The sequence below is a fragment of the Streptomyces sp. MK37H genome, from assembly GCF_018035285.1.
Lineage (GTDB): Bacteria > Actinomycetota > Actinomycetes > Streptomycetales > Streptomycetaceae > Streptomyces > Streptomyces endocoffeicus.
This window is the reverse complement of sequence record NZ_JAAAYH010000083.1, coordinates 1-25,871: the sequence shown is the minus strand read 5'-3', so window position 1 is coordinate 25,871 and position 25,871 is coordinate 1. Positions and strand designations below refer to the sequence as shown.

Annotated in this window: 32 protein-coding genes and 1 tRNA gene; 26 read left to right on the top strand and 7 right to left on the bottom strand. The window is 69.2% G+C overall.

The genetic code is table 11. From position 1 onward, the window contains the following. Positions 1-384, bottom strand: a 384-nt coding sequence (locus tag GWI24_RS14800) for an ester cyclase (RefSeq protein ID WP_210946408.1), incomplete at its 3' end; no start/stop codon positions are given. A 195-nt stretch (positions 385-579) separates the two neighbouring features. On the opposite strand from GWI24_RS14800, the gene GWI24_RS14795 reads away from it, so the two are divergent. Continuing rightward, a complete protein-coding gene (locus GWI24_RS14795) occupies positions 580-1,563 on the top strand; it encodes an ATP-binding cassette domain-containing protein (protein WP_210946407.1) in 984 nt (327 codons plus the stop codon). Continuing rightward, positions 1,560-2,324, top strand: coding sequence for an ABC transporter permease (locus GWI24_RS14790; protein ID WP_210946406.1), 765 nt, complete (start codon positions 1,560-1,562; stop codon positions 2,322-2,324). The genes GWI24_RS14795 and GWI24_RS14790 overlap by 4 nt, the downstream gene beginning before the upstream one ends. Here the strand turns inward: GWI24_RS14790 and GWI24_RS14785 are convergent. Then, positions 2,308-5,631 carry a BTAD domain-containing putative transcriptional regulator gene (locus tag GWI24_RS14785; RefSeq protein ID WP_210946405.1) on the bottom strand — a complete coding sequence of 1,108 codons (3,324 nt, stop codon included), beginning with the start codon at positions 5,629-5,631 and terminating at the stop codon, positions 2,308-2,310. The two genes, GWI24_RS14790 and GWI24_RS14785, sit on opposite strands and share 17 nt — an antisense overlap. 46 nt (positions 5,632-5,677) lie before the next feature. On the opposite strand from GWI24_RS14785, the gene GWI24_RS14780 reads away from it, so the two are divergent. Next, positions 5,678-6,034: an antibiotic biosynthesis monooxygenase gene (locus GWI24_RS14780; RefSeq protein ID WP_210946404.1), complete on the top strand. Its 357-nt coding sequence runs from the start codon at positions 5,678-5,680 to the stop codon at positions 6,032-6,034. A gap of 62 nt (positions 6,035-6,096) precedes the next feature. Continuing rightward, positions 6,097-7,125, top strand: a complete 1,029-nt coding sequence (locus GWI24_RS14775; RefSeq protein WP_210946403.1) for a phosphotransferase family protein — start codon at positions 6,097-6,099, stop codon at positions 7,123-7,125. A gap of 439 nt (positions 7,126-7,564) precedes the next feature. On the opposite strand, the gene GWI24_RS14765 is transcribed toward GWI24_RS14775, so the two are convergent. Further along, entirely contained in the window at positions 7,565-8,935 is a 1,371-nt protein-coding gene (locus tag GWI24_RS14765) for a hypothetical protein (protein WP_210946402.1), read from the bottom strand. Between the two features lie 203 nt (positions 8,936-9,138). On the opposite strand from GWI24_RS14765, the gene GWI24_RS14760 reads away from it, so the two are divergent. Further along, positions 9,139-9,267 carry a lasso RiPP family leader peptide-containing protein gene (locus GWI24_RS14760; RefSeq protein ID WP_182470555.1) on the top strand — a complete coding sequence of 43 codons (129 nt, stop codon included), beginning with the start codon at positions 9,139-9,141 and terminating at the stop codon, positions 9,265-9,267. 254 nt (positions 9,268-9,521) lie between these two features. Then, the gene (locus GWI24_RS14755) at positions 9,522-10,301 is read left to right on the top strand and encodes an SDR family NAD(P)-dependent oxidoreductase (RefSeq protein WP_210946401.1); all 780 of its coding nucleotides are present in this window, start codon (positions 9,522-9,524) and stop codon (positions 10,299-10,301) included. 136 nt (positions 10,302-10,437) lie between these two features. On the opposite strand, the gene GWI24_RS14750 is transcribed toward GWI24_RS14755, so the two are convergent. After that, positions 10,438-10,911 carry a hypothetical protein gene (locus tag GWI24_RS14750; RefSeq protein WP_210946400.1) on the bottom strand — a complete coding sequence of 158 codons (474 nt, stop codon included), beginning with the start codon at positions 10,909-10,911 and terminating at the stop codon, positions 10,438-10,440. Between the two features lie 18 nt (positions 10,912-10,929). Next, entirely contained in the window at positions 10,930-12,186 is a 1,257-nt protein-coding gene (locus GWI24_RS14745) for a helix-turn-helix domain-containing protein (RefSeq protein ID WP_210946399.1), read from the bottom strand. A gap of 151 nt (positions 12,187-12,337) precedes the next feature. Between GWI24_RS14745 and GWI24_RS14740 the strand changes: the two genes are divergently transcribed. From GWI24_RS14740 to GWI24_RS14715, 6 genes are all read left to right on the top strand, one after another. Further along, positions 12,338-12,757 (top strand): hypothetical protein, encoded by a 420-nt coding sequence (locus tag GWI24_RS14740; protein ID WP_210946398.1) that lies wholly within the window; start codon positions 12,338-12,340, stop codon positions 12,755-12,757. Beyond that, the gene (locus GWI24_RS14735; protein ID WP_210946410.1) at positions 12,754-12,951 is read left to right on the top strand and encodes a hypothetical protein; all 198 of its coding nucleotides are present in this window, start codon (positions 12,754-12,756) and stop codon (positions 12,949-12,951) included. Before GWI24_RS14740 ends, GWI24_RS14735 begins: the two co-directional genes overlap by 4 nt. 307 nt (positions 12,952-13,258) lie before the next feature. Continuing rightward, complete coding sequence (gene tgmA, locus GWI24_RS14730) at positions 13,259-13,510, top strand: putative ATP-grasp-modified RiPP (RefSeq protein WP_210946397.1); 252 nt, start codon at positions 13,259-13,261, stop codon at positions 13,508-13,510. Between the two features lie 26 nt (positions 13,511-13,536). Beyond that, positions 13,537-14,499, top strand: a complete 963-nt coding sequence (gene tgmB / locus GWI24_RS14725) for an ATP-grasp ribosomal peptide maturase (RefSeq protein WP_210946396.1) — start codon at positions 13,537-13,539, stop codon at positions 14,497-14,499. Beyond that, positions 14,496-15,629 carry a methyltransferase domain-containing protein gene (locus GWI24_RS14720; RefSeq protein ID WP_210946395.1) on the top strand — a complete coding sequence of 378 codons (1,134 nt, stop codon included), beginning with the start codon at positions 14,496-14,498 and terminating at the stop codon, positions 15,627-15,629. The genes tgmB and GWI24_RS14720 overlap by 4 nt, the downstream gene beginning before the upstream one ends. A gap of 965 nt (positions 15,630-16,594) precedes the next feature. After that, a complete protein-coding gene (locus tag GWI24_RS14715) occupies positions 16,595-17,467 on the top strand; it encodes a nuclease-related domain-containing protein (protein WP_210946394.1) in 873 nt (290 codons plus the stop codon). Positions 17,468-17,471: 4 nt separating this feature from the next. Here GWI24_RS14715 and GWI24_RS14710 read toward each other — a convergent pair whose 3' ends face one another. After that, on the bottom strand, positions 17,472-18,230 hold the full coding sequence (locus GWI24_RS14710; RefSeq protein WP_210946393.1) for a GntR family transcriptional regulator: 759 nt from the start codon (positions 18,228-18,230) through the stop codon (positions 17,472-17,474). Positions 18,231-18,421: 191 nt separating this feature from the next. On the opposite strand from GWI24_RS14710, the gene GWI24_RS14705 reads away from it, so the two are divergent. The 14 genes from GWI24_RS14705 to xerC all read left to right on the top strand — a co-directional run bounded on the left by GWI24_RS14705 (position 18,422) and on the right by xerC (position 25,448). Next, positions 18,422-18,751, top strand: coding sequence for a hypothetical protein (locus tag GWI24_RS14705; RefSeq protein ID WP_198270543.1), 330 nt, complete (start codon positions 18,422-18,424; stop codon positions 18,749-18,751). Positions 18,752-18,754: 3 nt separating this feature from the next. Further along, entirely contained in the window at positions 18,755-20,137 is a 1,383-nt protein-coding gene (locus GWI24_RS14700; protein WP_210946392.1) for an FtsK/SpoIIIE domain-containing protein, read from the top strand. Between the two features lie 81 nt (positions 20,138-20,218). Then, entirely contained in the window at positions 20,219-20,401 is a 183-nt protein-coding gene (locus GWI24_RS14695) for a hypothetical protein (RefSeq protein WP_210946391.1), read from the top strand. 78 nt (positions 20,402-20,479) lie between these two features. Further along, the gene (locus tag GWI24_RS14690) at positions 20,480-21,139 is read left to right on the top strand and encodes a DUF2637 domain-containing protein (protein ID WP_210946390.1); all 660 of its coding nucleotides are present in this window, start codon (positions 20,480-20,482) and stop codon (positions 21,137-21,139) included. 13 nt (positions 21,140-21,152) lie between these two features. After that, positions 21,153-21,332: a hypothetical protein gene (locus tag GWI24_RS14685; RefSeq protein ID WP_210946389.1), complete on the top strand. Its 180-nt coding sequence runs from the start codon at positions 21,153-21,155 to the stop codon at positions 21,330-21,332. A gap of 2 nt (positions 21,333-21,334) precedes the next feature. Next, the gene (locus GWI24_RS14680; protein ID WP_210946388.1) at positions 21,335-21,517 is read left to right on the top strand and encodes a mobile element transfer protein; all 183 of its coding nucleotides are present in this window, start codon (positions 21,335-21,337) and stop codon (positions 21,515-21,517) included. 20 nt (positions 21,518-21,537) lie between these two features. Continuing rightward, positions 21,538-21,810: a hypothetical protein gene (locus GWI24_RS14675; RefSeq protein WP_210946387.1), complete on the top strand. Its 273-nt coding sequence runs from the start codon at positions 21,538-21,540 to the stop codon at positions 21,808-21,810. 3 nt (positions 21,811-21,813) lie between these two features. Beyond that, the gene (locus GWI24_RS14670) at positions 21,814-22,062 is read left to right on the top strand and encodes a hypothetical protein (RefSeq protein WP_210946386.1); all 249 of its coding nucleotides are present in this window, start codon (positions 21,814-21,816) and stop codon (positions 22,060-22,062) included. Positions 22,063-22,153: 91 nt separating this feature from the next. Next, the gene (locus GWI24_RS14665) at positions 22,154-22,339 is read left to right on the top strand and encodes a hypothetical protein (protein WP_210946385.1); all 186 of its coding nucleotides are present in this window, start codon (positions 22,154-22,156) and stop codon (positions 22,337-22,339) included. Positions 22,340-22,344: 5 nt separating this feature from the next. Further along, positions 22,345-22,545 carry a hypothetical protein gene (locus tag GWI24_RS14660; RefSeq protein WP_210946384.1) on the top strand — a complete coding sequence of 67 codons (201 nt, stop codon included), beginning with the start codon at positions 22,345-22,347 and terminating at the stop codon, positions 22,543-22,545. Further along, the gene (locus tag GWI24_RS14655; RefSeq protein ID WP_210946383.1) at positions 22,545-22,721 is read left to right on the top strand and encodes a hypothetical protein; all 177 of its coding nucleotides are present in this window, start codon (positions 22,545-22,547) and stop codon (positions 22,719-22,721) included. The genes GWI24_RS14660 and GWI24_RS14655 overlap by 1 nt, the downstream gene beginning before the upstream one ends. After that, entirely contained in the window at positions 22,718-24,118 is a 1,401-nt protein-coding gene (gene repSA / locus GWI24_RS14650; protein WP_308343642.1) for a replication initiator protein RepSA, read from the top strand. Before GWI24_RS14655 ends, repSA begins: the two co-directional genes overlap by 4 nt. Further along, on the top strand, positions 24,115-24,303 hold the full coding sequence (locus GWI24_RS14645; protein ID WP_210946382.1) for a helix-turn-helix domain-containing protein: 189 nt from the start codon (positions 24,115-24,117) through the stop codon (positions 24,301-24,303). The genes repSA and GWI24_RS14645 overlap by 4 nt, the downstream gene beginning before the upstream one ends. Beyond that, positions 24,303-25,448, top strand: coding sequence for a tyrosine recombinase XerC (xerC, locus tag GWI24_RS14640; RefSeq protein WP_210946381.1), 1,146 nt, complete (start codon positions 24,303-24,305; stop codon positions 25,446-25,448). The genes GWI24_RS14645 and xerC overlap by 1 nt, the downstream gene beginning before the upstream one ends. 55 nt (positions 25,449-25,503) lie before the next feature. Here xerC and GWI24_RS14635 read toward each other — a convergent pair. Further along, a tRNA-Val gene (locus GWI24_RS14635) sits at positions 25,504-25,578 on the bottom strand. Positions 25,579-25,871: the final 293 nt, after the last annotated feature.

The window sequence follows — 25,871 nt, the reverse complement described above, 5'->3', positions numbered from 1 at the left end:
CTCCTCGGCGATCTTGTCGCCCTCGATGCGGTAGATCTCGATGCTCCGGAAGCTGATCTGCCGGTCCGTCGCCGCGATTCCCTGGAAGGTGCCCCGGTGCGTTCCGTGGAAGTGGACCCGCACCGCCACCTTGTCTTCGACGCCGAACATGTCGTCGATGTCGATCTTCAGGTCGGGGAAGCCGTCCAGCATGGCCTGAGTCCCCTGCCGCCAGACGTCCCGGCCGTGCAGCGGGTCGGGGACGCCGGGGACGTTGGCGATGAAGTTCTCCGTCAGCATGTCGACACACGCGTCGAGATCGCCGCGCTCCAGCGACTCGTACGCCCTGCGCAGCAGGGCCGGGTTCTTCTCTGAAACCAGGTTCTTCTCAGGGGTGGTGGCCATTTTGGCGTCCTCTCGGGGGTCGTCCTGGCGAGCGCGGTAGTCGCTTCGGTGCGTTGGCTCTCAGTAGAAGCCCTGCCGTCGCGACAAGGTCAAGAAGGCACAACGCCATGTCAGCGGTCGTGTCAGGAGCCGCGTCAGGGGCCGTGTCAGGGGCGTGACAGGCGGGTGTCAGGCCCGGCCGAGACCGTGTTGGACATGAAGAGTTCGGCGATCGCAGTTTCCGGGCTGCGCAAGGCATATGGCGACAAAGTCGTGCTCGACGGCATCGACTTCGAGGTCGCCGCGGGATCGGTTTTTTCCATGCTCGGCCCGAACGGGGCGGGCAAGACGACGACCGTGAACGTCCTGACGACGTTGATGAAGGCCGACGCCGGGACGGTGCGCGTCGCCGGGCACGACGTGGTGACCGGGATCAAGGAGGTACGCGCGGTCATCGGCGTGACCGGCCAGTTCGCCGCCGTGGACGAGCTGCTGTCGGGCCGGGAGAACCTGCGGCTGATGACGGACCTGAAGCGCGTGCGCTCCGGCGACCAGGTGGTCAGGCGGCTGCTGGAGCGGTTCGACCTGGTGGAGTCGGCGGACAAGATGGCGGCGGCCTACTCCGGCGGTATGCGCCGGAAGCTGGACCTGGCGATGACGCTGGTCGGCAACCCGCGGATCATCTTCCTGGACGAGCCGACGACCGGTCTTGACCCGCGCAGCAGGCGCGCGATGTGGGGCATCGTCCGCGAGTTGGTGGCCGACGGCACCACCATCTTCCTCACCACCCAGTACCTCGACGAAGCCGACCAGCTCGCCGACCGGATCGCGGTGCTCGACCAGGGCCGCCTGGTCGCCCAGGGCACCTCCGAGGAGCTCAAGCGCCAGGTCCCCGGCACCCACGTCCGGCTCCGGTTCGCCGGTCTCCGCGAACTCGACGCGGCGGCGGGGGCCCTGCCCGGGTCCACGCGGGACGACCAGGAGCTGACCCTGCGGGTGCCCAGCAACGGTGACTCGAAGTCGCTGCGCGCCCTGCTGGACAAGCTCGATGAACAGACGATCACCGCAGAAGAGTTCTCGGTGCACACACCGGACCTCGATGACGTCTTCTTCGCCCTGACCGGTCACGCCACACAGGCCGCGGAAACCACGCACACCACACACACCACGCACACCACCACGGAGGCGATCGCGGAATGAGCACTGTCTCGACGTCGTTCGGAGACGCGGCGATCATGCTGCGTCGCAACTTCAAGCACACGGTCAGGAATCCGGTCACGGTCTTCCAGGCGGTCCTGTTCCCCGTCGTGATGATGCTGATGTTCGTCTACGTCTTCGGCGGCGCCTTCAAGGTCACGGGCGAGTACGTCGATTACGCCGTACCGGGCCTGACCGTCATGGCCATCACGTACGGGTTGGGGCCGACCGCGGCGGCCGTGAACGGCGACATGATGAAGGGCATCAACAACCGGTTCAAGGCCATGGACGTCTCCCACGGTGCCGTGCTGGCCGGTTATGTCGTCTCCACCACGGTGCGCAGTCTGATCGCCGACGCGGTCATCATCGGCGTCGGCTTCGCGATGGGGTTCCGTCCGCATGCGAGCTTCCTCCAGTGGCTCGCCGTGATCGGCCTCATGCTGTTGCTCGCCTTCGCGACCAGCTGGCTCACGGTCGCCATGGGCCTGGCCGCCAAGACCGTGGAGTCGGCGGGCATGGGCACCGTGCCGCTAATCATGCTGCCGTTCCTGAGCAGCGCGTTCGTGCCCGCGGACACGATGGGGACCGGTGTGCGGCAGTTCGCGGAGTACCAGCCCTTCACCCCGATCATCGAGACGCTGCGCGGGCTGCTGTCGGGCGGCCACCCGTCGACCGGCGACGCGTTCGCGGCCGTCGCCTGGTGCGTCGGGTTCGCGCTCGTCGGATACGTGTGGGCGATCGCCACGTTCAGGAAGCGAGCGTGACCCCGACCAGCTGGGACCAGCTGGTGCGCGTCCCGTCCCGAGTCGCCTCGGCGAACTCCGCGTCGCCGAGGCGGCACCGCGCGGCCCGCTCGATCCGGGCCAGGTCCGGGTGGGCGCGGTCCCGCAGCCCGCGTACGCCCACGCTCGCCGCGAGCAGCCGCGCGGCCTGCGCGTGCTCGTCACGGCGCAGTGCCAGATCCGCGACCCCGACGAGCACATGCGCGATCAGCGGCGCGTATCCCACCTCGGCCGCCGTCTCGCAGGCCGCCGCGCGGTGCGCCCGGGCCTCGCCGAGGTCGTCGGCGAGGTAGCCGAGCAGGTCGTGCGTCACCGCGCGGATGTCCGCCCGCTCCGCCTCGTCGCCCAGCATGGCCGTCGCGAGGCCGAGTTGCCGGTGCGCCTCCTCGGCGTCGCCGTCCCACCGGGCGAGTTCCGCCCTCGAGAAGGCCAGCTCGGCCAGCGCGTCCGGCCAGGTGACCCGCTCCGCGCACCGCTGCGCCTCGGCGATGGCGGCCGCGCCGGCGTCCTCGTCGCCCAGCAGCCAGTACAGCTGCGCCTGCCGCGACCGCATCCGGATGACGTCCTCGGTGGCACCGACCTCGCTGACGACCGCGATCGCCTGCTCGTAGTGCTCGCACGCACCGGCGAAGTCGCCGCGTACGGCGAGCAGGTTCGCCAGCTCGGTCAGGGCGAGCGAGATCCCGTACCGCTCGCCGAGCGCCCGGAACTCGGCGAGCGCCGCATCCAGGTACGCCTCCGCGGTCGGGCCGTCCTGCCCGTCCCGGCCGTCCCGGCCGTCGTGGTCCTGCCCCTCCTGCCCGGCCCGCACGGCCTGCCCGGTCTGCCCCTCCTGCCCGGCCTGCGCCTCCTGCCCGGCCTGCCCCTCCTGCCCGGCCTGCCCCTCCTGGCAGTCCCGCCCGTCCAGGCCCTCCCGCCCGTCCTGCCCGAATATGATCCGCATCTTGCCCATGTGCCACCGGGCCAGCGCGCGCACCCAGGGGTCCTCGTCGTCCAGCAGCGGCGCGAACGCGGTCAGGGCCGCGTCGGGCGCGTGCAGCATGCGTTCCAGCACCGCGATGAACTTCACCCCCGGGTGGTGGTGGCCGCGCCGGCTGAGCCGGTGCGCCTCGTGGATCCACTCCGCGGCCTGCCGCTCGTCGCTCCGCCCGGAGGTCACGAAGTGCACGATCAGCGCGTACACCATGGCCCGTACGTCGTCGGGCACCTCCCCGGGCGTCCTGGTGGCCGCGGTGATCAGCTCCAGGCCCTCGGTCCTGCGCCCGCCGAGCCACCAGTACCAGCCCGCGCCCGCCGCGAGCCGCATCGCCGCCCACGCCTCGCCCGCCGCGAGCGCGCCGCGCATCGCCGCACCGATGTTGTCGTGCTCGGCCTCGAGCGTGGCCAGCCACTCCAGCTGCTCGGCGCGGCGCAGACGCGGTTCCGCGGTCTCGGTGAGCTCGGTGAAGTGGGCGAGATGCGCATGGCGCGCCAGGTCCGACTCCCCCGCCTCCGCGAGCCGTTGCCCGGCGTACTCCTTGATCGTGCCGATCATGCGGTAGCGCGGGACGCGGCCGCCCTCGGCGACCAGCAGCGACTTCTCGGTCAGCGCGGTGAGCAGCTCCAGCACCTGCTCCTGCTCGACTCCGCCGCCCGCGCAGACCCGTTCGGCCGCCTCCAGGCTCGCCCCGCCCGAGAACACCGAGAGTCTCCGCAACACCATCCGTTCGGCGTCGGTGAGCAGCTCCCAGCTCCAGTCGACCACCGCGCGCAGCGTCTTGTGCCGTGGCAGCGCGGTGCGGCTGCCGCTGGTCAGCAGGCGGAACCGGTCGTCGAGCCGGTGGGCGAGCTGATCGATGGACATGGTGCGCAACCGGGCCGCGGCGAGTTCGATCGCCAGTGGCATCCCGTCCAGCGCCCGGCAGACGCGCACCATCGTCGCCAGCGTACGGGCGTCTGCCGCCAGGCCCCGGCGCACCGCCCCGGCCCGGTCCCGCAGCAGCTGAACGGCGGGCGAGGACCCGATCTCGCCCGGGCCCGCGTCCCCCTCCGGCAGGGCCAGCGGCTCGACCGGCCACAGCGCCTCCCCGGTGATGCCGAGCGGTTCCCGGCTCGTCGCCAGGATCCGCAGCCGCCGGCACTCCCCCAGCACCCGGTGGGCGAACACCGCCGCCGACTCGATCACATGCTCGCAGTTGTCCAGGATCAGCAGCGCCTCCCGCTCCCGGACCGCGGCGATGAGCCGGTCCGTCAGCTCCGCGTTCGGCGCCGCGCCGAGCAGGGCGTCCCGCAGGCCGAGCCCGGCGAGCGCCGGCTGCGCCACGTCGCCGTCCGCGCCGATGGCGGCGAGCTCCACCAGCCAGGCCCCGTCCGGCAGTTCGCCGAGCAGCGTGCGCGCGGTCTCCGTGGCCAGCCGGGTCTTTCCCGCGCCGCCCGGTCCGATCACGGTGGTGAGCCGGTGCTCGGCGATCAGCCCGCGGACCGCGGTGACATCGGCGCCCCTGCCGACGAAGCTGGTCAGCTCGGCGCGCAGGTTGCTCTTACGGTTCGCTTCCCCCCGCCCCGGCGCGCCACGCCCCAGCTCGCCCCGCAACAGCGCGACGTGCAACGCGGCCAGCTCCGGCGAGGGGTCGACGCCCAGCGCGTCGGCGAGCGCCTCCCGCGCGCGCTGGTACACCCGCAGCGCCTCGCTGTCCCGACCGGCCGCGACGAGGGCCCGCATCAGCGCGGCGACGAGCCGTTCCCGCACCGGGTGCGCGGCCACCAGATCGGTCAGCTCCGCCACCAGCTCCGCACCTCGCCCGAGAGTGACCTCCGCCTCGGCCCGCTCCTCCGTGGCCGTCAGCCGCAACCCCTCGAGCCGTACGACCGCGGCCTCGAACGCGGCGCTTTCCTGCAGACCGACGTCCTGCATGGCCGCACCGCGCCACAGCTCGAGGCCCTCGCGCAACAGCCGCGCCCGCCGGGCCCCGTCCTCGGCACGGCCCTGGCCCGCGCCGACGAGCCGTTCGAACCGCACGGCATCCACGGCATCCGGCTCCACCATCAACCGATAGCCGTCCGGCTGCCCCTCGATCACCCCGCCCGGCAGCGCCTTCCGCAGCCGGGAAACCAGGCGCTGCAGGGCATTCGCCGCATCGGCGGGCGGCTGCTCCCCCCAGATCCAGTCGACGAGCGACGCCTTCGGGACCACCTGCCCCGGCCTGAGCGCAAGGGCGACCAGCAGTCCGCGCAACCGCGCCCCCGGCACGTCGGCCGAGCCGCCGTCGTCCGTGCGAACCTCGAGTGGCCCCAGCATCCCGATCTGCACCCGCTGATTTTGCCACGGGCGTGTCGCGAGGCATCTCGGGCCGCCAATGGCCGAACAGCGAGGATCAGCAACGCACTTCCTGGGGAGGTGGTCATCCCCCGGGTCATTCGGATTCGTTGCCTTCCACTACCCGGCCCCCGAGCACCGCGAAGCGTTCGTCGCCGAGTGCCACGAGGTCACCGAGGCGATGCGGCAGCAGCCGGGCTTTCTGTCCGCCGGGGTCTGGGCCACCCCGGACGGCGTTGCCGTCGTCACCGTTGCCGTCGTCACCACCGGCGCTTTCGAGTCCGAGGACGCCTTCCGGGCGACGGCCGGCCTCGCCCGCGAGATGGGCGCGACGCCCGACGGCCTGAGCGACCTGGAGGTCAGGCCCCGCGAGGTCCACTTCCTCGAGTCGCGGTAGAACCGCGTCTTCCCTCCCTTGTTCACCGGCAACGGTGTTCGCGTACATGGGAGGATCAGGCCATGTGCTCACCGCCGCCGTTCGGGGAGAAGCTGCGGGCCGAACTGGGTTCGCCTCGCCGGGTTCGCAGGCTGGACAGCAGCCCGCGATCGCGGGTGTGGCGGGCCGAGCTGTCCGGCACACCGGTGGTGGTCAAGCAGCTCATCGAGGGCCCGGAGGCCACCGAGCGATACGCTCGCGAGGTAGCCGCATTACGGCTCGCGTCCCGAGTCGACCCGCCCGTCGCGCCAGGGCTCCTCGGCACCGACCCCGATGAACGGGTGCTGGTCCTGGAGGACTTGGGCGATCAACCGCCGTCCGACGACTGGGTGATCGGCTATGCCGAGGCGCTGGCCCGACTCCACGCGGCCACCAGCCCTGACGACGTCGGTCTCCTCCCCGCCTGGGCCGGCCCCACGAGAGAGGACATCGGCTCCTTCCTCGGGCTCGCCCAAGCGCTCGGCCGCACGGTGCCGTCCTCGGTGCGGACCGAGCTGGACGACCTCGTGAACCGCCTGACCCACGCGCCCGGGCATGCCCTGCTGCACGGCGATCCCTGCCCCGGCAACGACATCCACACCGGCAGCGGGGTCAGGTTCATCGACTTCGAACAGGCCGCGCTCGGCAATGGGCTCATGGAACTCGCCTACCTTCGCATCGGCTTCCCGACCTGCTGGTGCGTCACAGCCCCGGCCCAGCCGCTGCTGAACGCGGCCGAGGCCGCCTACCGCACCGCCTGGCACCAGGCGACAGGCACCGATGTCCAGGACGATCTCACCGACGCGTGCGCGGGCTGGCTGCTTCGAGGCGACGCGCTCGTCGAGCGGGCTCACCGGGGAACCGCCGACCACCTGTCCAAGCTCCCCCACGGGGACTGGCGGTGGGGCACGGCGACGGCCCGCCAGCGGCTCGCCCACCGTCTCGGGATCGTCGGCCAGATGGCCATGAACGGCAGCGAGCTCGAGCATCTGGGCCGGCTCGCGATGGCCATGCGCGCCGCGATGCTCACCCATTGGCCCACGCTCCAGCCACTACCCTCGCGGCGGCCCTAGCGCAGCGCGGACCGCCAGGGCGACATCGGCCCTGTCAGGGCTCTCTTGAGTGCCACACCGAAGGTGGGACCAGCCCGGTCGGCGTGGGTGATTCGGGCGAGAGGACCAGGCCAATCGGCGCTGCACCACTCGCGTCGGAGAGGTTGACCGTGCCACCGTTGAACGCTAGGCATCCGCGTCGTCCTGCGGGAGGTCGGTCTCGGCCGTGTACGGAAGGCGGAGGTAGGAGCAGAAGCGGTGGCCGAACAGATCCGGGCCGCAGGCGGCACCGCGGAGTACGCGGTGTGCGACCCGGCGGACGCGACAAGCGTGCGCGCCGCCAGTCGAGTCCGCTGAGCTGGGCGCGCTCGGCGTCGGCGGCGCGTTGGCGTTCGATGAGCTGTCGGGGATTTCCACGCGGGATCATAAGCCGCTGGTCAGCCCCTCCATTGGATAGCGATCAGGTCGCGGTAAGGAACTCCACGGCCCGCTCATCCAGATCAGCCGCACAGCGCACACCGCGGCCGCGGAAGCGAGCGAGCCCGCTGCGCATCCGAGTCACAGCCCTGCGGGTGCGGACGGACCGCACACCGTCCATGTGGTCCATCGCCCTGTTCCAGGTGGCACACGCCTGCTCGATGCTGCCGCCCTTGAGCTGCATCTCCGCGCTCGCCACCAGGTCGAGGGCGACGATTCGCGCATAGTTTGCCGGGCGAGATGCGGCGGCCCGCGCGTACTGCTCCGCTGCGTTCCTCCGATCGCCCAGCGTCTCGTAGACCTTCGCGTTGCGCGAGTAGACCGACGCGGCAGGCGGGCCCCAGGCGAGAGCCCAGAACGGCACCTCATCCCCACAGTCGGCGGCAAGGAGAGTGCGCGCCCGCTCGGCCTCAGCAACGGCCGCCTGCCTCTGCTGGGACTTGGCCAGGGTGTGGGCGTGCACGACGCGGAAGAGGGATTCGGTCTGCACGTCCACCTTGCCCTTGGCGCGGTTCAACCCGGTCTCAGCAAGGGCCTGGCAGTGCTCGGGCCGGTGCAGCTTGAGCCCTTGCATGGCCATCGTGCGCATCACGAACCCATCGTGCCCGGGAACGCCGGACTCGACGGCGAGCGCGTAGGACTGCAGGTAATAGCGCTGGGCCAGGCCCTGCTGTCCTGCGTCGTAGGACTTCCAACCGAGCAGATGCACACCGCGACTGGCGGCGGAGAGCATCTGCTGGCGGGTCGCGTCGGTTCGGAAGCGGCCTCTGCACAGGGGGGCGACGTCGTCGCGCAGGTATTGCACCAGGGCGCTGCGACCGTGCTGTCCGCCGTGGCGTTCGTCCATCTCGGAGAAGAGCCGGACCATGTCACGGACCGCGGCAACTTCGGCCATGCCGATGGTCTGACCGGCGCGGGCGGCGGCCGTGCGGTCGGCGATCTCTCGGACGTACGAGAGGAGGGGCAGGCCGGCGGCGGCGACCGAGTAGGCGGAGGTGCTGAGGAAACGGCGCCGGTTCAATTCGTGGCTCCACATCGGTAGCAGGGCGTCCAGCGGATCCTCGCCGAGGGATAGTCCGAGGCTTTCATCCTCCTCTTCATGCGGCACGAGACCCAGATCGTGAAAGGTCAGCAGGCGGCCGAGCTGGCGGGAGAGTGCCACAGCGAGATAGCGGCCGGTATCGCCTGCGGGGACCACACCGCTGATCCAATGCTCGATGGTGGACTTGTTGGTCCGTAACGCCACCCCACACTCGGCGGCTACGGCGCGCACCTCCTTGGCCAGGGCCTCGTAGGTCAGCCCGGACTCGGCGACAAGGTTCCTCAGCTGGAGATTCGGCGTGCGCTTGGTCATGAGTACCTGCCCCGTATACCCGATATACCGCTTTGCCTGCCCGACACCGTACCGCCAACGCCCCGACCTGAGTTGACTGGTTGTCAGGGCCAGGCGGTCGGGAAAATTACGGCTCCCCCGGCCCCGGCCGCGTGGCCAGGTACGACGTCCACAGCGCGCCCATTCCCGGGTGCGAGGGACGGAACGCCATGGAGGTAGGAATCATGAACACGCAGACCACCGCTCCCGTGTACACCGCTCCGGTCGTCCTGGACGCCGGTGACGTCGTCAAGGTGACGCTGGGCACGAACAACTTCGACACCGCCGACGACACCCAGTACAAGAACGCCTGATCAATGGGCTGCCTGGGGCCGGGCGGAGGTGCGCCGTGGCCCGGCCTCAGGCGGACTTGAACGGGCGCCGGGGCTTCGAGGAGGACCGTGTTGGGGCACGGCCGCCAGCAGCCCGGCGCCCGTTCCGTTTCGACCACCAAGAGCGATAGCGACGAGAGCGGGCTGCTGATGCGGTGGAGCACAGGATGGTACGGAGCGAGCCGACACGATCGGCTACCGAGGAACAGAAAGCCCGTACCGGGCCTGGACGCGGCATGGACCGTGGGTTGGGCCACCGGCCAAGTGCGATCGTCGCCTTCATCAGCGGAGCCGGCTGCGGCATCGGCGCCGCCGCGGCGCGGCTGTTCGCCCGGGAAGGCGCCCGGGTACTGCTCGCGGCCCGCACCGAGGACCAGCTCAAAGCGGTGGCCGAACAGGTCCGGGCGGCGGGCGGCACCGCGGAGTACGCGGTGTGCGACCTGGCCGACGCGACAAGCGTGCGCGCCGCCGTCGACCGCACCGTGGAGGCGTACGGCCGACTCGACATCGCCTTCAACAACGGGGCGATCGGCACGCAGCGGATCGGCCCGATGGACCAGGTGCAGGAGGCGGACTTCGACCAGCAGTACGGCGTCAACCTCAAGGGCGTCTGGCTGGCCCTGGCCGCTCAGGTCGTCGCGATCAGGGCGACCGCCGGCACGGGCGCCATCGTCAACACCTCGTCCGTCGGCGGCTGGAGGGGAAACCCCGTACTGCCCGCGTACAGCGCGATGAAGCGAGGTGTCCACAGCCTCACCGAGTCGGCCGCCGTCGCCTACGGCCCGGAAGGAATCCGCGTCAACGCCATCGCCCCCGGCACCACGCTGACCGAGATGATGCGCGGCTGGGAGGCGGAATCGCCGGGCGTCATCGACCAGCTCAACGCGCGCACCCCGCTGCGCCGCGCGGCCGAGCCCGAGGAAGTCGCCGAGGCCGCCGCCTGGCTGCTGAGCGACCGCGCCTCCTACGTCACCGGAGTGGTCCTCTCCGTCGACGGCGGCATGCAGGCATCGTGAGCCGCGGCCAGGCGCCGACGGGCCAATGTTCCTTCCCCGAGGCTGCTATGCCGTGTCCAACCACTTGAGGAAGCGCTTCTGCGTCCCAGCAGGGGCCGCGGGTGAGCGTGACGCCGCATGCTCAGCTGTCGCTGGATCAGTCCCGGGCAGCGCCCTCCGGCCAGATCACCCGAGAACGAACACCGGTGCGCACGGCGTAGGCCACAACATCGGCCGTGCCGCCGTATCCGCGAGCTGGCTGCCCGTCCCACACAGCGACCAACTCGTCCACCAGACCCACCAGGATCTCACTCCCGGCCATGTGCGCCTCCGAGTCCGACTCCACCATGCCCGTGCGGTGGATGTCGGCGGCTTGTTGGATGAGACGGTCATAGGTCTGGTGGTGCTCCTCCGGCAGACCCTCGCGGTACTTCTCCGCAGGGACCACCACTTCAAGGCGACCGCCAGCCTCCAGTACCAGCTCAGCGAACCAGGCGTCCGGGCCGTCGGCAATGCACGAGACCCCGACCAGATCAGGCCCGTGGCGCGCGACTTCCTCTTGAAGGGCCCGGCAGACCATTCGCCCCGTCTCCGGGGGAAGACCGCGGTGGCCGGTGATGCCGAGGCGCATGGGCCGCTCCTTTCGCGATCACAGGTAGATGCCGTGCAGGCGGTCGTCGAACTCGCGGACAACTCTGGGTGGAGTCGTCGAAGTGTAGGACCGCCGGAGCCCACGGGCACGCTCGATGATCCGACCTGACCGATACCGTGCGCCTGTCTCGAGTGCCCGCCCGGCCAGAGCGAACGCACCATCCAGCCGACCAGTCGCCAGTTGCGCGGCGGCCAAGTCGAGCGTGAGCAGCGCACGCTGCTTCTCGTGGCTTGATGTGAGGGCTGCTGCGGCTGCGTCCTGGGAGGCGGCCACCCATCCAGGGAGGCCGAGCCGTGCACCGCAGGTGAGCCGGGTCGCTGCGACCTTGGTGTGGGTGAAGGTGAACACCCATGGCCACGGCGGCGGCTGTTCGTCCTGGACGGCGTCGGTGCTGCGGGCGGCCTGGTCGAGCGCGCTCTCCGCGGCGGGACGATACCCCGCGGCCGCGTGTGCGAGCGCCTCGATCGTGCCGAGCCACGCGGTGGCGATGGCCGGTGCTGCGTCGCCCAGCTGGCGATGGGCTTTGCGGACGAGGGCAAGACCCTGGGGAGCGTTCCCGGCGTCTGCCTCGAATCCGGCCAGGCTGCCGAGTTGGTAGGCAAGGAGCAGTCGATCGCCGGAGGTACGCGCGGCTTTGATGGCTGCGCCGTACCAGGTGCGGGCCGATCCGATGTCGTTCATGTCCCAGGCCAGCCAACCGGCGAGGGAGGCGGCTTCACTGCCCACTGCGGCCAAGCGGGCTCGCTGCTCGGTCGTTTCGGCGTCGCTGGTGATGGCTTGGGTGAGCCGCAGGTGGGCCAGGACTGGCTCGTGGAGCTGCCGGGAGGGGGTGGTGCCGTCCAGTCGGCGGAAGGCCGTGGTGGCCACGCGGAGGGTCGCGGCCTGGCCGGTGTCCGTGGGTTCGGGGTGACGAGTTGACAAGGTGGGCGCGGCGATCGCCGCCGCGGTCCCCGCGAGGAAGTTGCGCCGGTGCACGTCGTGCTGTCCATTCTCGGCGACATGCGCCGCTGTGTGGTCGGCGAGGCCAACCAGACGCGGGGGGATGTGCAGGTGCGTGGCGGCTCTCGCCAGGATGGTCATGTCGTATGAGGCTGTGCCGCGTCCTTCGAGACGAGAGATGGCGGACTGGCTGATCCCGCATGCGTCACCGAGCTGGCTCTGGGAGACACCGGCGTCGCGGCGGGCCAGGCTGACGACCCGCCCGTAGTCGCCTTGGCGGGCGGCGTTCCGAATCGCCTGTGAAGACCAGTTCATGCCTACTCCTGTTGGTACCTGGGTCTCACGGATTGCCCGCTACTCGTATGCGCTAGCTGCATACGCGTATGCGCGTCGCGGGTCAGCGCTGGTCGATACAGCATGACGCGCGGTTTCGTCTCCTCACTACCCGTAACCGGGAAGGGGACGCATGAGTACCGAAGCCCTGCCATGGACACCGCCCAACGAGCACGTCGTGCAGTTACTGCCCGCTGGGAAATGGTGGGACGCCGTGCGCGTGCCTCAAGCCTTGGGCGAGCATGCACTGCGGCTCCTTGGGGACGCGACCGGCGCGGTCATCGACGACCCCCTCGACCGGCGCCTGAACTGGCTGATCGAACCCGGCGCCGCCCGCCAGTGGGACATGAGCTGGCTCCCAACTGTCGACGTCCGAGGCGAGACCGCCTACATCGACGTCCCCCCGGCGGACCGCACCGAGGGGATCGGCGTGCACTGGCGCCTGCCGCTCCGCTACGACCGGTATCTCACCGACCCCATAGTCCTGCACACCGCTTTGCGGATAGCGGCGCAGGCGGCTCTCGGGCCGCGCGAGGAAAGGCGCACCCGGTGACCACCTCGAACCGCCATCTTGAGCCCGAGTGCCGCCTGGCCTCCGAACGCTCCCAGTACGCGGCCCTGCACCAGGAATGCCGCGGCCCCCACGAAGTACGGCTGCCTCCGCGAGAGGGTCAGCAGCTCGGCGACCTCATCCTGACCGTCCGCTGCGACTGCGATTGCCACGAGGAGGCTGCTGATGCGGCGTAGGGCCACTCTTCTGTACGCCTTCCGCGTCGCCCGTGCTGGCGTGGTCGTCGGCGCAGGGCTGGCGCTGCTCGTGCCTGTCGTCGTGCTCTGCATCGCGGGCACGCCGGACCCATAGACCGGGTGGGCCGCCGGCAGTCCGGATCCCCCGTGCCGGACTCACCGGGTCGGCGGCCCATCCTCCCAGACACCCTGCGGCCGGTGCAGCCCAGGCGCGGCCGCCGACCACAGGGCAGGGACTCCGGCCCCGAAAACGGGACCGTGGGCCGGAGTCCCCTCACAGAAGATCCACACACGAATGGAGAACGCCATGACCCTGACCATGGACCGCACCCAGACCCACCCGACCGTGAGGCCGTTCGGGCTGTCCAAGGCCGTCCCTGTCCGCGATGAGCAGCTCGTCATGCCTGCCCTGCAGCTCTGCCCGGAGCGGCAGATCAGCGTGACCACGGCCGGGACGCCCTTCATCCACGAGCCGTCGATGAAGTCCCAGATCACGACCACGACGCAGACCCGCGAGGACAGCCAGCTGGCGACCGACACCGAGAACGACACGGACTGACGTCGCCTGACAGAGGGATCTGAATCATGACTGTCCTGGTGCTGACCCGGCCCCAAGATGCGACCGCTGACCTGGTCATAGCGGAGCTCAACGAGCGATCCGTACCTGTCCATCGCCTCGACCCCGGAGACTTCCCGGAGAGCCTGAGCATGGCGGCCCGGATCGGTCCCGACCACACGTCGTGGGAGGGCGCCTTACGTGGTCAGCACCGGGACGTCTCTCTCACTGATGTCCGGTCGGTGTACTACCGGCGGCCAGCCGCACACCACCTGCACCCGGACATGTCCGAGCAGGACGCGCGGTGGGCCGACGCTGAGGCGCGGGCCGGGTTCAGCGGGCTGCTGTACTCGCTGCCCTGCCTGTGGGTGAACCACCCGAATCGAAACGCCCTGGCCGCGTACCCGCCCGTCGCCCTGGCCGCAGCAGCCCGCGGCGGCTTGTCTGTCCCCCGCACGCTGATCACCAACGACCCGGACCAGGCCCGCGAGTTCGTCTCAGCACTGCCCGGCCAAATCGCCGCCTACAAAGCGCTCGGCACCACCTACCCCAGCGACCGCGACGACCGACCACGGGCCCTGTGGACAACGCAGGTCCAGCCCGGCGAAATCGACCACTCGGTTGCCCTCACCGCCCACCAGTTCCAGGAGTGGGTGGACAAGGCATACGAGGTGCGGCTCACCGCGGTCGCGCACAACCTGTTCGCCGCCGAGATCCACGCAGGCTCCGACGCCTCTCGCATCGACTTCCGCACCGATTACGACAGCCTGACCTTCAAGCCCTGCGACGTGCCCGAGCACATCGCCGGAGGCGTCCACATGCTGATGTTCACCTTCGGACTCCAATACGTCGCCCTGGACTTCCTCGTTAACTCAGAAGGGGACTGGCGCCTGGTCGACATCAACCCGAACGGACAGTGGGGATTCATCCCGGACCTGCGCGCCCCCATCACCCGAGCACTCGCTGACCTACTGGAGAGCGCCCACACATGATCACCGACACGCCCTCGTCCGATCAGCTGCGCCAGCACATGGCCGACCACCTCGTGAGGGCTGGCCGCATCCGGTCCAAGCCGTGGCGCGCCGCCTTCCTCAGCGTCCCCCGCCACGAGTTCGTCCCCGACTTCACCGTCCGGGCACAGGGCACGCTGCACAAGTACAGCCAGGGCGACCCCGCATGGCTGGCCGCGGCCTACAGCGACGCATCGCTCCTGACCCAGTTCGACCAGGACGGCACTGCCACCAGCTCCTCCACGCAGCCTTCCCTCATGGCCGAGATGCTCGAGGCCCTCGATGTGCGGGACGGCGACACCGTGCTGGAGATCGGCGCGGGCACCGGCTACAACGCCGCGCTGCTCTCCCATCGCCTCGGGCCCGGCCACGTCGTGACGGTCGACGTCGACCCCGAGCTCGTGGCCGCGGCGAAGACCCGCCTTCGCTCGGCCGGGTACGAACCCACCCTCGTCGCGGGAGACGGGATGGCCGGCTACCCGGAGCGCGCACCATATGACCGGCTGCTGGCGTCGTGCGGGGTGGGCCGGATCCCGACGTCCTGGCGGGATCAACTGCGCCCGGGCGGGGTGATCGTGGCCAACATCGGCTGCGGCATCGTGCGCCTGGTGCTCGCAGCCAACCACTCCGCCGACGGCCGGTTCCTCCACGGCCTGGCCACCTTCATGAACGCCCGGCCGACTCCTGACGCCATGGGCACCACCGCGGGGCGACTCGTGCAGCCGCTGCTGACATGGTCCGGCCAGGCCCGGGAGATCACCCTCCCTGTGGCCCTGGATGCCCCCGGAGCGCAGTTCCTCACCTCGCTGCTGCACCCGCGAGTAGCCGACTTCGCTCTGGCCGACGGCGACGGGCGGCAGACGCGCTGCCTCTTCGACTCAGAAAGCTCGTCGTGGGCGCGGATCACGATGACCGGGACCGGAGTCATGACCGCTCGGCTCGATCACGGCGGGCCGCGTGATCTGTGGGCTGAGCGGGAGCCGCTGCTCACCCAGTGGCGGGATGCCGGACGGCCAGGGCATGAGCGTTACGGCCTGACGGTCTCACCGGACGGGGGTCATGCGCTGTGGCTGGACGAGCCGGACGGCGTGAGCTGGCGACTGCCGGACTAGGCGCCCGGGGTCTCCCACCGGTGTTCCATACGCGTACTCCGAGGTATTCGCAGACAGTGGCGACGCTGGATCGGGAGCAGCGGCGCCCCTCGGGGTCTCACTGTATGGACTGCGCCCCCTGGCGCACAGGGTTACACCCCGGTGCACAACATGATCCTTTGGGGATGTGGACTCCAGACATGAAGCTGCCCCCCAATTCGACTGAATCGGAGGGCAGATACCGCCTCTCACCTGCGGTCAATCAGTGTGGGCGCAGACGGGTTCGAACCGCCGACATCTGCCTTGTAAGTTCGGTTCGCGGCGCGTCCGGCGCCTGTTCGGTGGTACCTGCCCGGGGTCGTCGTGGTCGCTCAAAGTCGCCGTTGTATGCCGACATCCGTGCCTGTTGATGTCAGGTGTGGATGTCACCCACCCCTCCTTGACCTCCACCTTCGCCACCTCGCTCAACCACACTCCACCCCGCCCCCATCCCGTCGCCGTCGTCCCACACACCGTGGAGCGGGCGTGGTCCCTGGCGTCCAGGTGGAGCGCGCCACTGTACGAACGACCTGGACGCCAGGGGCCTCGTCTGCTCGGCTCTGCCTGGGACGACGGTGACGGGATGGGGGCCCCGCGCACGCCACGATGGACCTGCGGACGCAGACGGAGCCCCCGCCATCCCGGAGCCTGAGCGCCCCCGCCGGAGGCGTGTTCTCTGGCCTGATGCTGGTCGACTGGGACTCGCCCCCGGCCCCGGCCTTCTCGCCCGTGGGCGCGCGTCGGCGGACGGTGCGCGGCGCGGGCCGGAGGCAGGAGCAGAGCGCGACCGGGAGCCGGGAGCGCGCCCGGCGAAGCGGAGCGCAGCCGGGGGCCTTGATGAGGTAGAGAAACCTGTAACAGCTCCCACGCTTTTAGGCCACGCTGGCGCAAATCCCCCTCTTGGCCTGCGTTCGCGCGTGTGCTGACTTGGAAGCCTAAGATCCGCTATGGGGGAGGGAACAGTGGAAGAACTCCGTGTTCAACCGTGGCGACGGTATGGCCATGAACGGCTATACGTGAACCGTTCCACAGATGGCAAAGCTGTCGCTTGGTACGACTGTAAAACCGGATTCATCTCCGTTCTCTACGAGGATTATCGAGATCATGCCTTAACAGTTCTGGCGCCATACCTGACGGGGAATTCTGCTTCACATCAACCATCCGTCGCACCTACGGTCGTGAATTCACCTCAAGATGCCCCTGCACCCAAAGACAGCGATGACGTGTCACTCAATCGACCGGGAGACACCCTTCGGCGCCATATCGAAACTCTAGAGCCGAATGCACTGCTCCGCCTACTTGCTCGATGGTGGAACGTCAGCGAAGCCCATAGCTGGATAGTTGGCCTGCGAGGCGAGCGCATAACAGGAGCACGCCTCAACCGCCTCTCAAACCGTGGGTGGCATATCCTGCATTCAATCGAGTTGCCCTCTGGGGCAGACATCGATCACATTGTGATCGGCCCACCTGGAGTGTTCGCCGTAAACACTAAGCACCATCGGGGAAAGTCCATTTGGCTCGGCGACCACGCCCTAACGGTGAACCGCACATCAACGCGATACGTCCAGATAAGTCGATCTGAAGCGTCGGTTGCAGCGAAAAGGTTATCCGCAACCTGCGGCTGGCCAGTCGAGGTACGGCCGGTGCTCGCTGTCGTCGGTGCGGCCAAGATAACCACGAAGAGCGCCGTTCCCCCCGTGCTGGTCATCAACGGCACTGAGGCTGATCGGCGGCTCTCCGGGCTAACTCCGAAACTGTCACCGACTCAAGTCGCAGAAGTATTTGCAGCGGCTCGTCAGCGACGGACGTGGCAAGACTGAGCGGTCAGGCGTCGAAGTCGTATTCGAGGACGTAGGCGGCCGAATCAAGGATCATTTCATTGACCTCCACTGGGCGCCCTTCGTCAGCGAATGCGGTACGACAGATGACGATTACGGGTGTTCCCATCGTCAGATCGAGTCGGCTCGCCTCATCACGCGATGGCATCCGGGAGCGAATTTCTTCGCGGAAATGAACTGGCTTGTACCCCAGTTCTGCGAGTCGCTCGTATACGCCACCGGGACCCGTGTCTTCTTGCGTGATGGCAGACCCTGCAACGAGATCAGCCGGAAAATAGGACGTGGCCAGCATCACGGGCTTGCCGTCCAGTACGTACCGGCGGCTTCGCACACATGCCGCTGCATTCGCCTCAATCCCCAAAACGGGAGCGATGAAGTCCGGGGAACTTTCTTCCGTGACTCGGATCTGATCTACAGATAGGGTGCGATCACCAATGTCTGCTGACCAGATGGAGCGACCCGCCCCCCACTGCTCTTGTGACAGTCGCTGAATTCCACGCCGCCTAAGCGGCTGGAAAGCTCGGACAAACACCCCGATTCCCTTACGGGACTCGGTGATGCCTTCGGCCTGCAAGACACCTAGCGCCTGCCTCGCGGTCATGCGCGCCACTCCATAGGTGGCCATGAGGTCGTTCTCTCCAGGCAGCCGATCACCTGGGCCGTACTCGCCCGCCCGGATCGAGTCTCGCAACGCGTTGGCAATCCGCTGGTACTTCGGCTGGCGGCCGTTGCCCTGGGTGGTCATGTAGCCCTCCTTTCATCTCTAGACAGCCTAGCCGTGCGTCAAGGCACGTCTACCGGGGAGTGCCCGTTGCGACCAATCACGAACCTCTCTAGAGATGCCCCTTGACTCCTCTCTAGAGATGCCCTTCACTGGAGTCATCTCTAGAGAGGTGGCCGACCGGCGGCTACCTCGTAGCAAGAGGAGAAGCGCTCATGCCGTCCTTCAAGATCGACACTTCGACCGCTGTGGTGTTCGTCGCGACTGCGCCGACTCCGAAGCTGGTGAACAAGCAGACCAAGGAACAGGCCGTGGACCGGGAGACCGGTGCGTTCCTGTCCACGGTGGGTCTGCTGATCTCCGATGAGGGTGAGGGCAACCTCTACCAGGTGACCGTTCCCGAGACGGGCATCCCCGAGGGACTGGCGCCGGGCACTCCGGTGTCGGTGGTCGGGCTCAAGGCGCGGGACTGGGAGAACACCTTCAACGGCCAGACCCGTCACGGGATCTCCTTCCGTGCGACCGCGATCGTGGCGGGGGCCTGAGCCATGTCGGACCTGGTGACGCTGCTGGAGATCGGCACCCCGCTGGCCGGGACTGCCGGGGGCCTCGGGTACGCCCGCGCTAAGGCTCCGGCGGTCTACTGGTCGCTGGTGGGCATGCCGATCGTCCGCACTCGGTTCGCCTTCACCTACCGCACCACGATGGACGTGTGCGGCCTGACGGTCGCCCCGTCCCGCCTCCGCGCCTTCCTCTCCCGCACGGTCACCCGCAGCCGTGAGGCACAGCCCGTGCCGCCGAAGCTTCGCCGCGTTCGGCCCACCTCGACCGGGCTGCGGGTGACGCTGCGACTGCCCGCCGGGATGGAACCGGCCGACATCGCCGCCGCCTCCAACCGGCTCCGTCACGCCTGGGGTGTCCACGCCGTGCACGTGGTGGAGGGCAAGCCCGGCACGGTCGAGCTGCGCATGACCGGCTATGACGTGTTGCGGCGGGTGAAGATGCCGCGCCGGGTCTCGCGTCGGCCGATGGTGATCCCGGTTGCGCGACGGGAGGACGGGACCGCGTTCGTCCGGGACTACCGGGCCATCCCGCACGCCCTGACCCTCGGAGCGAACCAGTCAGGCAAGTCCATGTACCAGCGCAACCTGATCAAGGGACTCGCCGAACGCCCGATCGCACTGGTGGGCATCGACTGCAAACGCGGTGTCGAACAGGCCCCGTTCTCCTCCCGCCTGTCGGCCCTGGCCACCAACCCGAATGAAGCGTCCAGCCTGGTAGATGCGCTTGTGGGTGAGTTGGACGACCGCTTGGACCTGCTCAAGGAACACCAGGGCATCACCGCTGGTACCCCGGAGGTGGAGATCACCTCCGACATCTGGGGACTCCCGGCGGACAAGCGACCGGTCCCGATCGTGGTCCTGATCGATGAGGTGGCCGAGCTGTTCATGGTCGCCACCAGGAAGGACGAAGAGCGCCGGGATCGCATGGTCACCCAGTTGATCCGCATCGCCCAACTCTCCCGGGCGGTCGGCATCTACCTGGAGATCTGCGGGCAGCGCTTCGGCTCCGAGCTAGGCAGGGGCGCCACCATGCTCCGCGCACAGCTCACCGGCCGTGTGGTGCACCGCGTCAACGACAAGCAGACAGCAGAGATGGGCTTGGGCGACATCGCCCCGGAAGCCGTGTCGGTCGCCACCACGATTCCGCCGGACCGCCCCGGTCTGGCCGTGGCCGGTGACACCTCCGGCGGCTGGACCCGCATCCGCACCCCCGAGATCAGCATTAGCGAAGTGGCTGCCGCCTGCCGACAGTTCGCGCACCTGACCCCGAACGTCCCCGCGATCGCCGCATGGCGCCCGGTCGCCCCGGCCATCGCCGACCCGGCGAATGCTCCGTCGCTGGTCAAGCCCAAGCCGGTCACCGAGTAACCCCCCACGCACCACGGTCGGCGCGACCGCATCGCGCCAGGTGCCTACCACCGCCATGCCTGAAACACGGGAGTGATCGCCATGGCCGCACGGAAGACCACCACCGCCCGCCGGAAGACCACCGCCCCGGCCAAGTGCCCCACCTGCAACGGCAGCGGCGAGACCACCACCGAGATCCGCCTCGGCCGTGGCTGCCGGAAGACCGGACACCACCAGACCGGGCTCTGCCCCGATTGCTTCGGCTCCGGTCTCGCCTCGACCTGAACACCACGCGCGGCGCCGGGCGGAAGGTCATCGCGCCCCCGCCCGGCCCCGGCTCACACCTCAAAGGAGGTGACCACCATGCTCCGCTCGCTTCGCCCCGACCCCGTACTGATTCAAGCCCTCATCGCGGGCTCGCTGTCCTTCGCCCACCTGCATGACCTGGCCGAAGCAGCCGGACAGCACGGCTGGAAAGCCTGGGCCTACCCCATCTCGGTTGACCTGCTGCTCGTCGCCGCATGGCGCCGGATGCGCACCCTGCGGGCCGGGGATGACTCGGCTACCGCCGCATGGGTCTGGTTCATCATCGCGCTCGCCGCATCGCTGGGGGCCAACATCGCCACCGCCGGACTGCTCGACATGAACCACATTCCGGCCGTGTTGCGCATCATCGTCGCCGGATGGCCCGCGCTGGCCTTCCTCGGCGGCACCCTCCTGGCCCACAGCCCAACTCCTGCCAACACCCCGGAGCCTGCCCCCGCCCCGACTGCGGTGCCGTCTGATCCGGAACCGGTCGCTGACATCACGGTGGACCGCGCCCCGGAACCTGCTCCCGAGCTGCCCGCACCCGTCCCGAAGGTGCCTTCCATGCAGGTGCCCCCGGCCCTGGTCGAGCATGCCCGCAAAGTCGCCGACACCCACCGTGCGACCACCGGCGCCCCGATCGACACCGACACCTTGCGCGCACGCCTCGGTGTCCCCGCCCCGATGGCCGATGCCATCGCTGCCCAACTCACCTGAAAGGAGCACCGCCATGTTCCGACGTGCCTTCGACAGCCCCGCCGATTTTCTCGACGCGGCCCGTGAGATGGCCGAGTCCGGACGCCCGGCCCTGGCCCGACTGCTCGTCGAAGAGGCAGCGGCCCGCACCAGTGACCCGGCCGAAGCTGAACGCATCCTCAGTGACTGGCTCGGCCCGAACAGGGAGAGCTGACCATGCGCCCGCACCGTTTCCGCGACGTGATCCGCATCGGCCCCGTCCAGGTCGGCACCCACAACGACCGCCGGGGACGTGAGAAGCACACCGCCGCCTGCACCGCCCCCGGTTGCGGTTTCTCCGCCGACTACTCGGACCGCTCTGCCGCCGAACTCGCCGCCCGCACCCACCGCTGCAACTGACCCGAGAGGAGGTGACCCCGATGCGCTACCCGGACGCCCAGCTCCGTGCCGGACACCGCCCCGCGCACCTGATCCCGCCCGGCGCCGACCCCTCCCGCGTGGTCATCGTCCAAGCCCCGCCCCGCTCCTACGCCGGGCCGATCCTGCTCACCATCACGATCACCGGCGGCATCGTCGTCGTCATCATCGTCGCCGCCATCACCTTCCAGATGGCCATGGCCGCCGCTGCCGCTGCCGTCCCCACCGTGGGCGGTGCGGGCGTCACGATCCGCCTCGCGAAGAAGGGCCGATAAGCCATGGGATTCCGCGATCTGTTCTCCAGCAAGAAGGAAGAGGCCCCGGCCAACCCCGCCATGGCCGAGCTGGGCCGGGAGTACGCCAACGCCAAACGGCACGGCGACCGCAAGACCGTGCGCCGGATCGCCCGGCAGTTCGCCGAGCAGTCCAACGGCGACACCGACGCCGCCTCCTTCGAGCACGGCAAGACCACGTACGAGGCCATCCCGCCCGGCTACTCCAAGCCCCGGCGCGGACACCACCGCTAACGGCCCCCAGGGCGGCTCTCTCGCCAAAGACCGCCGCCCCGGGCGCCTGATCCCACTTCCAGATCCACTGACCCGAAAGGGAACCACCATCATGCCTCAGCGCACCCATGCCCACACGCGCCGCTGCCCGGCCTGCGACGGCTTCCCCACCGTCGCCATCACCACCGGTAGTCGGCACCTCGACGGCTCCCGCGTGACCATCCGCGTCACCTGCCCGGCCTGCCAGGGCGCAGGAATCGCCACCCACGCTCCCGCCTTCGTCCGGGCCGGGAAGTGATCGCCGTGGCCGACCTGACCCCCACCCCGGACTTCCCCGGCATCCGCATCGCCGACGGCCAGCAGACCGGCACACCCTTCGCCGACTACGTGTGCCGTTGCGGCGCGAGCGATCGTGCCACCGGCACCGACAACGTCATGGACCTGGTCGCCGACTACACCGCCAACCACGGCCCCGCCCACCGCCGCGAAGGAGGTGGCCGGTGATGCGCAACCTCCTGAACTGGCGCGACAGCTCCCACTTCGACCGCACCGGTGACAAGCCCTGCGTGCTCTGCACCAAGCCCACCCCGCTCCGCTCTGACAAGGGCAAGCCCGTCCACAAGGTCTGCGCGGAGGAATGGCTTGACACCCATCCCACGCGACAGGAGGACCGCCGGTGACCGACACCGCCACCATGGCGGGCCTGGACCCGACCACCCTGGGAGACCTCCTGAGGGTGGCCGGGTCCCCGGGCCTTGATCGCTGGATGGACCAGACCCGCCGCAACGGCGGCTGCGCCGACCCGATCCACCTCACCGGCTCCACCAAGACCCTCGACCCCACCACCGGCACGGTCCTGCACCACTACAGCACCGACCATGAGCCCGGCGGACGACTCCGCGTCGCCTGTGGCAACCGCCGGGCCTCCCGCTGCCCGGCCTGCGCCTGGACCTACGCCGGAGACACCTACCACCTCATCCGGGCCGGACTCGTCGGCGACACCGCCAAGGGCACCCCCGACACCGTGCGCGACCACCCCCGCGTCTTCGCCACCTTCACCGCGCCCAGCTTCGGCCCCGTCCACAACCGCCCCACCTCCGGACGCTGCCGTTGCGGAACCACACACCCCGAAGGAGATCCCGATCTGGGCACCCCGCTGAACCCACAGGAGTACGACTACGCGTCGGCGGTCCTGTGGAACAACCACGCCTCCGACCTGTGGCGCTACGTGACCATCTACCTCCCGCGTGAACTCGCCGCCCGCGTCGGCATCACACAGCGTGAACTACGCGAGCGACTGCGCATCTCCTACGGCAAGGTCGCCGAGTACCAGCGCCGGGGCGCCATCCACTTCCACGCCGTGATCCGCCTCGACGGACCGGACGGCCCCGACACATCCCCACCGGTCTGGGCCACCTTCGACCTGCTCACCGACGCCCTCCGCGCCGCGACCGCCCGTGCCAAGGTGACCGTCCCCGGCAACGAGGACAGCGACATCCCCGGCCGGGTACTGCGCTGGGGCGAGCAGCTCGATATCCGGCCCATCGGCGCCTTCGGAACCGGTGAGCTGACCGAACCGGCCGTTGCCTCCTACGTCGCCAAGTACGCCACCAAAGCGGCCGAGACTACCGGCACCGTGGACCGCCGGATCGGCGAACTCGCCGAACTCGACAAGGTCCCCGACCTGCCCGACCACACCCGCCGCCTCATTCGCGCCTGCTGGGACCTGGACGAGCACTACCCCGATCGGAAGCTCTGGCAGTGGGCTCACATGCTCGGTTTCCGGGGCCACTTCTCCACCAAATCCCGCCGCTACTCCACCACCCTCAGCGCACTCCGGCAGGCACGCGCCGACTACCGCGCCGCCCAAGAGCGCCGGGAACGTGGCCTGCCCGACCCCGACGACCACCCCGAGGCAACCACCCTCGTCGTCGCCCACTGGGCCTATGCCGGGCACGGCCACACGCCCGGTGAATCGTGGCTCGCCGCCAACATCCGCCGCGACATCGCCGACGCCCGCGAAACCGCCCGCCAAGCCCTGGCAGACCTGCAAGCACAAGAGGGGGATACCGCATGACCGCCGACACCGAAGACCTGCTCACCGTGCCCGAAGTGATGATCCGCCTCCGGCTCGGCCGCTCCAAGGTCTACGACCTGATCCGCTCCCGTCGCCTCCCCTCGATCACCATCGATCGGGCTCGGCGCATCCCGGCGAGTGCCGTACGTGGCTTCATCGCTGACAGGCTTGAGGAGGCTGCCTGATGGCCGCTCAGCGCAAGCGCAACCCCAACGGGGCCGGGACCATCACCAAGCGCAAGGACGGCCGGTATCAGGCCGCTGTGTACGTGCTCCAGCCGGATGGCACTCGTGCCCGGAAGTTCGCGTACGGCAGGACTTGGGCCGAGTGCGACGCCAAGCGCCGTGTCCTGCTGGCCAAGGTAGATAGCGGCATCGCCGTGCCGACACGGTCGGCCAAGCTGAGTGAGTGGCTGCCGTACTGGCTGGAGCACATCATCAAGCCTCGCCGCTCACGAACCACCTGGGCGAAGTATGAGACCCACGTTCGGCGCTACTTGGTGCCCCAGCTCGGGAAGAAGAGCCTGGAACGGCTGAGCGTGCGGGATGTACGGACGGCCCTGAAGACGATCGCTGCCGCGTCCTCGTCGGCTACGGCCAAGGAGTCGCACAAGGTGCTGCGGTCTGCGTTGTCGGCGGCGTGTCGCGAAGAGCTGATCACCCGCAACGTGGTGACGCTCGTGGAAGCGCCAAAGGTGGACCCCTACGAAGGGCAGTTGTGGACGCTGGAAGAGACGCTCGCGTTCATCCTCACGGCGCGCCGTGATCCGCTTTACGCGGCCTTCATGCTGGCTATCGGGCTCGGGCTGCGACGCGGGGAACTCGTCGGCCTGCGGTGGCAGGACATCGACTTCGACGGTCGGACACTCCAGGTGCGCAAGCAGCGTCAACGGGTTCGGGGCGAGAACTACGAGGCTGACACCAAGAACCGTCGCAAGAGGACGCTTCCCCTACCCGTGCTGTGCATCGCGCCGCTTCGGTGGCAGCGCATGCGGCAGGAAGCCATGCGGACCAAGGCAGGGGCCGACTGGCACGAGACTGACCTTGTCTTCACCACCCGCACGGGACGCTCCATCGAGGGGAGCAACGTCCTTCGGTCGTTCCATCGGCTGAGCGCCAAGGCTGGTGTCCCTCGCATCCGGGTGCACGACGCTCGCCACGGTGCCGCTACCCTGCTCGCGACGGGCAACGTGCACCCCCGCGTCGCGATGGAGATCCTTGGCCATAGCAAGATCAGTGTGACGATGGATGTCTACACCCACGTGCCGGACGCGCTGAAACGGGAAGCGATCGCCCACATGGATCGGATGCTCGGCCGCCGCCGACGTTGATGTCATCTGCGGATGTCAAAGACCCCCAACCGAGATCGGCTGGGGGTCTTTTCGCTGGTGGGCGCAGACGGGTTCGAACCGCCGACATCTGCCTTGTAAGGGCAGCGCTCTACCGCTGAGCTATGCGCCCCAGGGGGGCTGTCAGCCTACAGGGTTTCCGGGGTGGTGCCGCAATTGTGGGGCGGGGGCCGCGGAGGGGCGGCGGACCGGGGTCGGAGAAGTCCGCAGATCGCGAACCGAACCGAGCGCTGTGCTCGTCAGTGTCGGGTGGGAGAATGACATTCGGACCTGGGCGATCCATCGGGAGCGGGAAGTGGCGGCGTCATCTGCAGAGTCTGCGCGTCCAGCGCGCCGTCCACGCCTTCCGCGCCGTCCGGCCGACCGTGTTGCCCCATTCATCACTTTTGACCGGCTCGTCCGTGT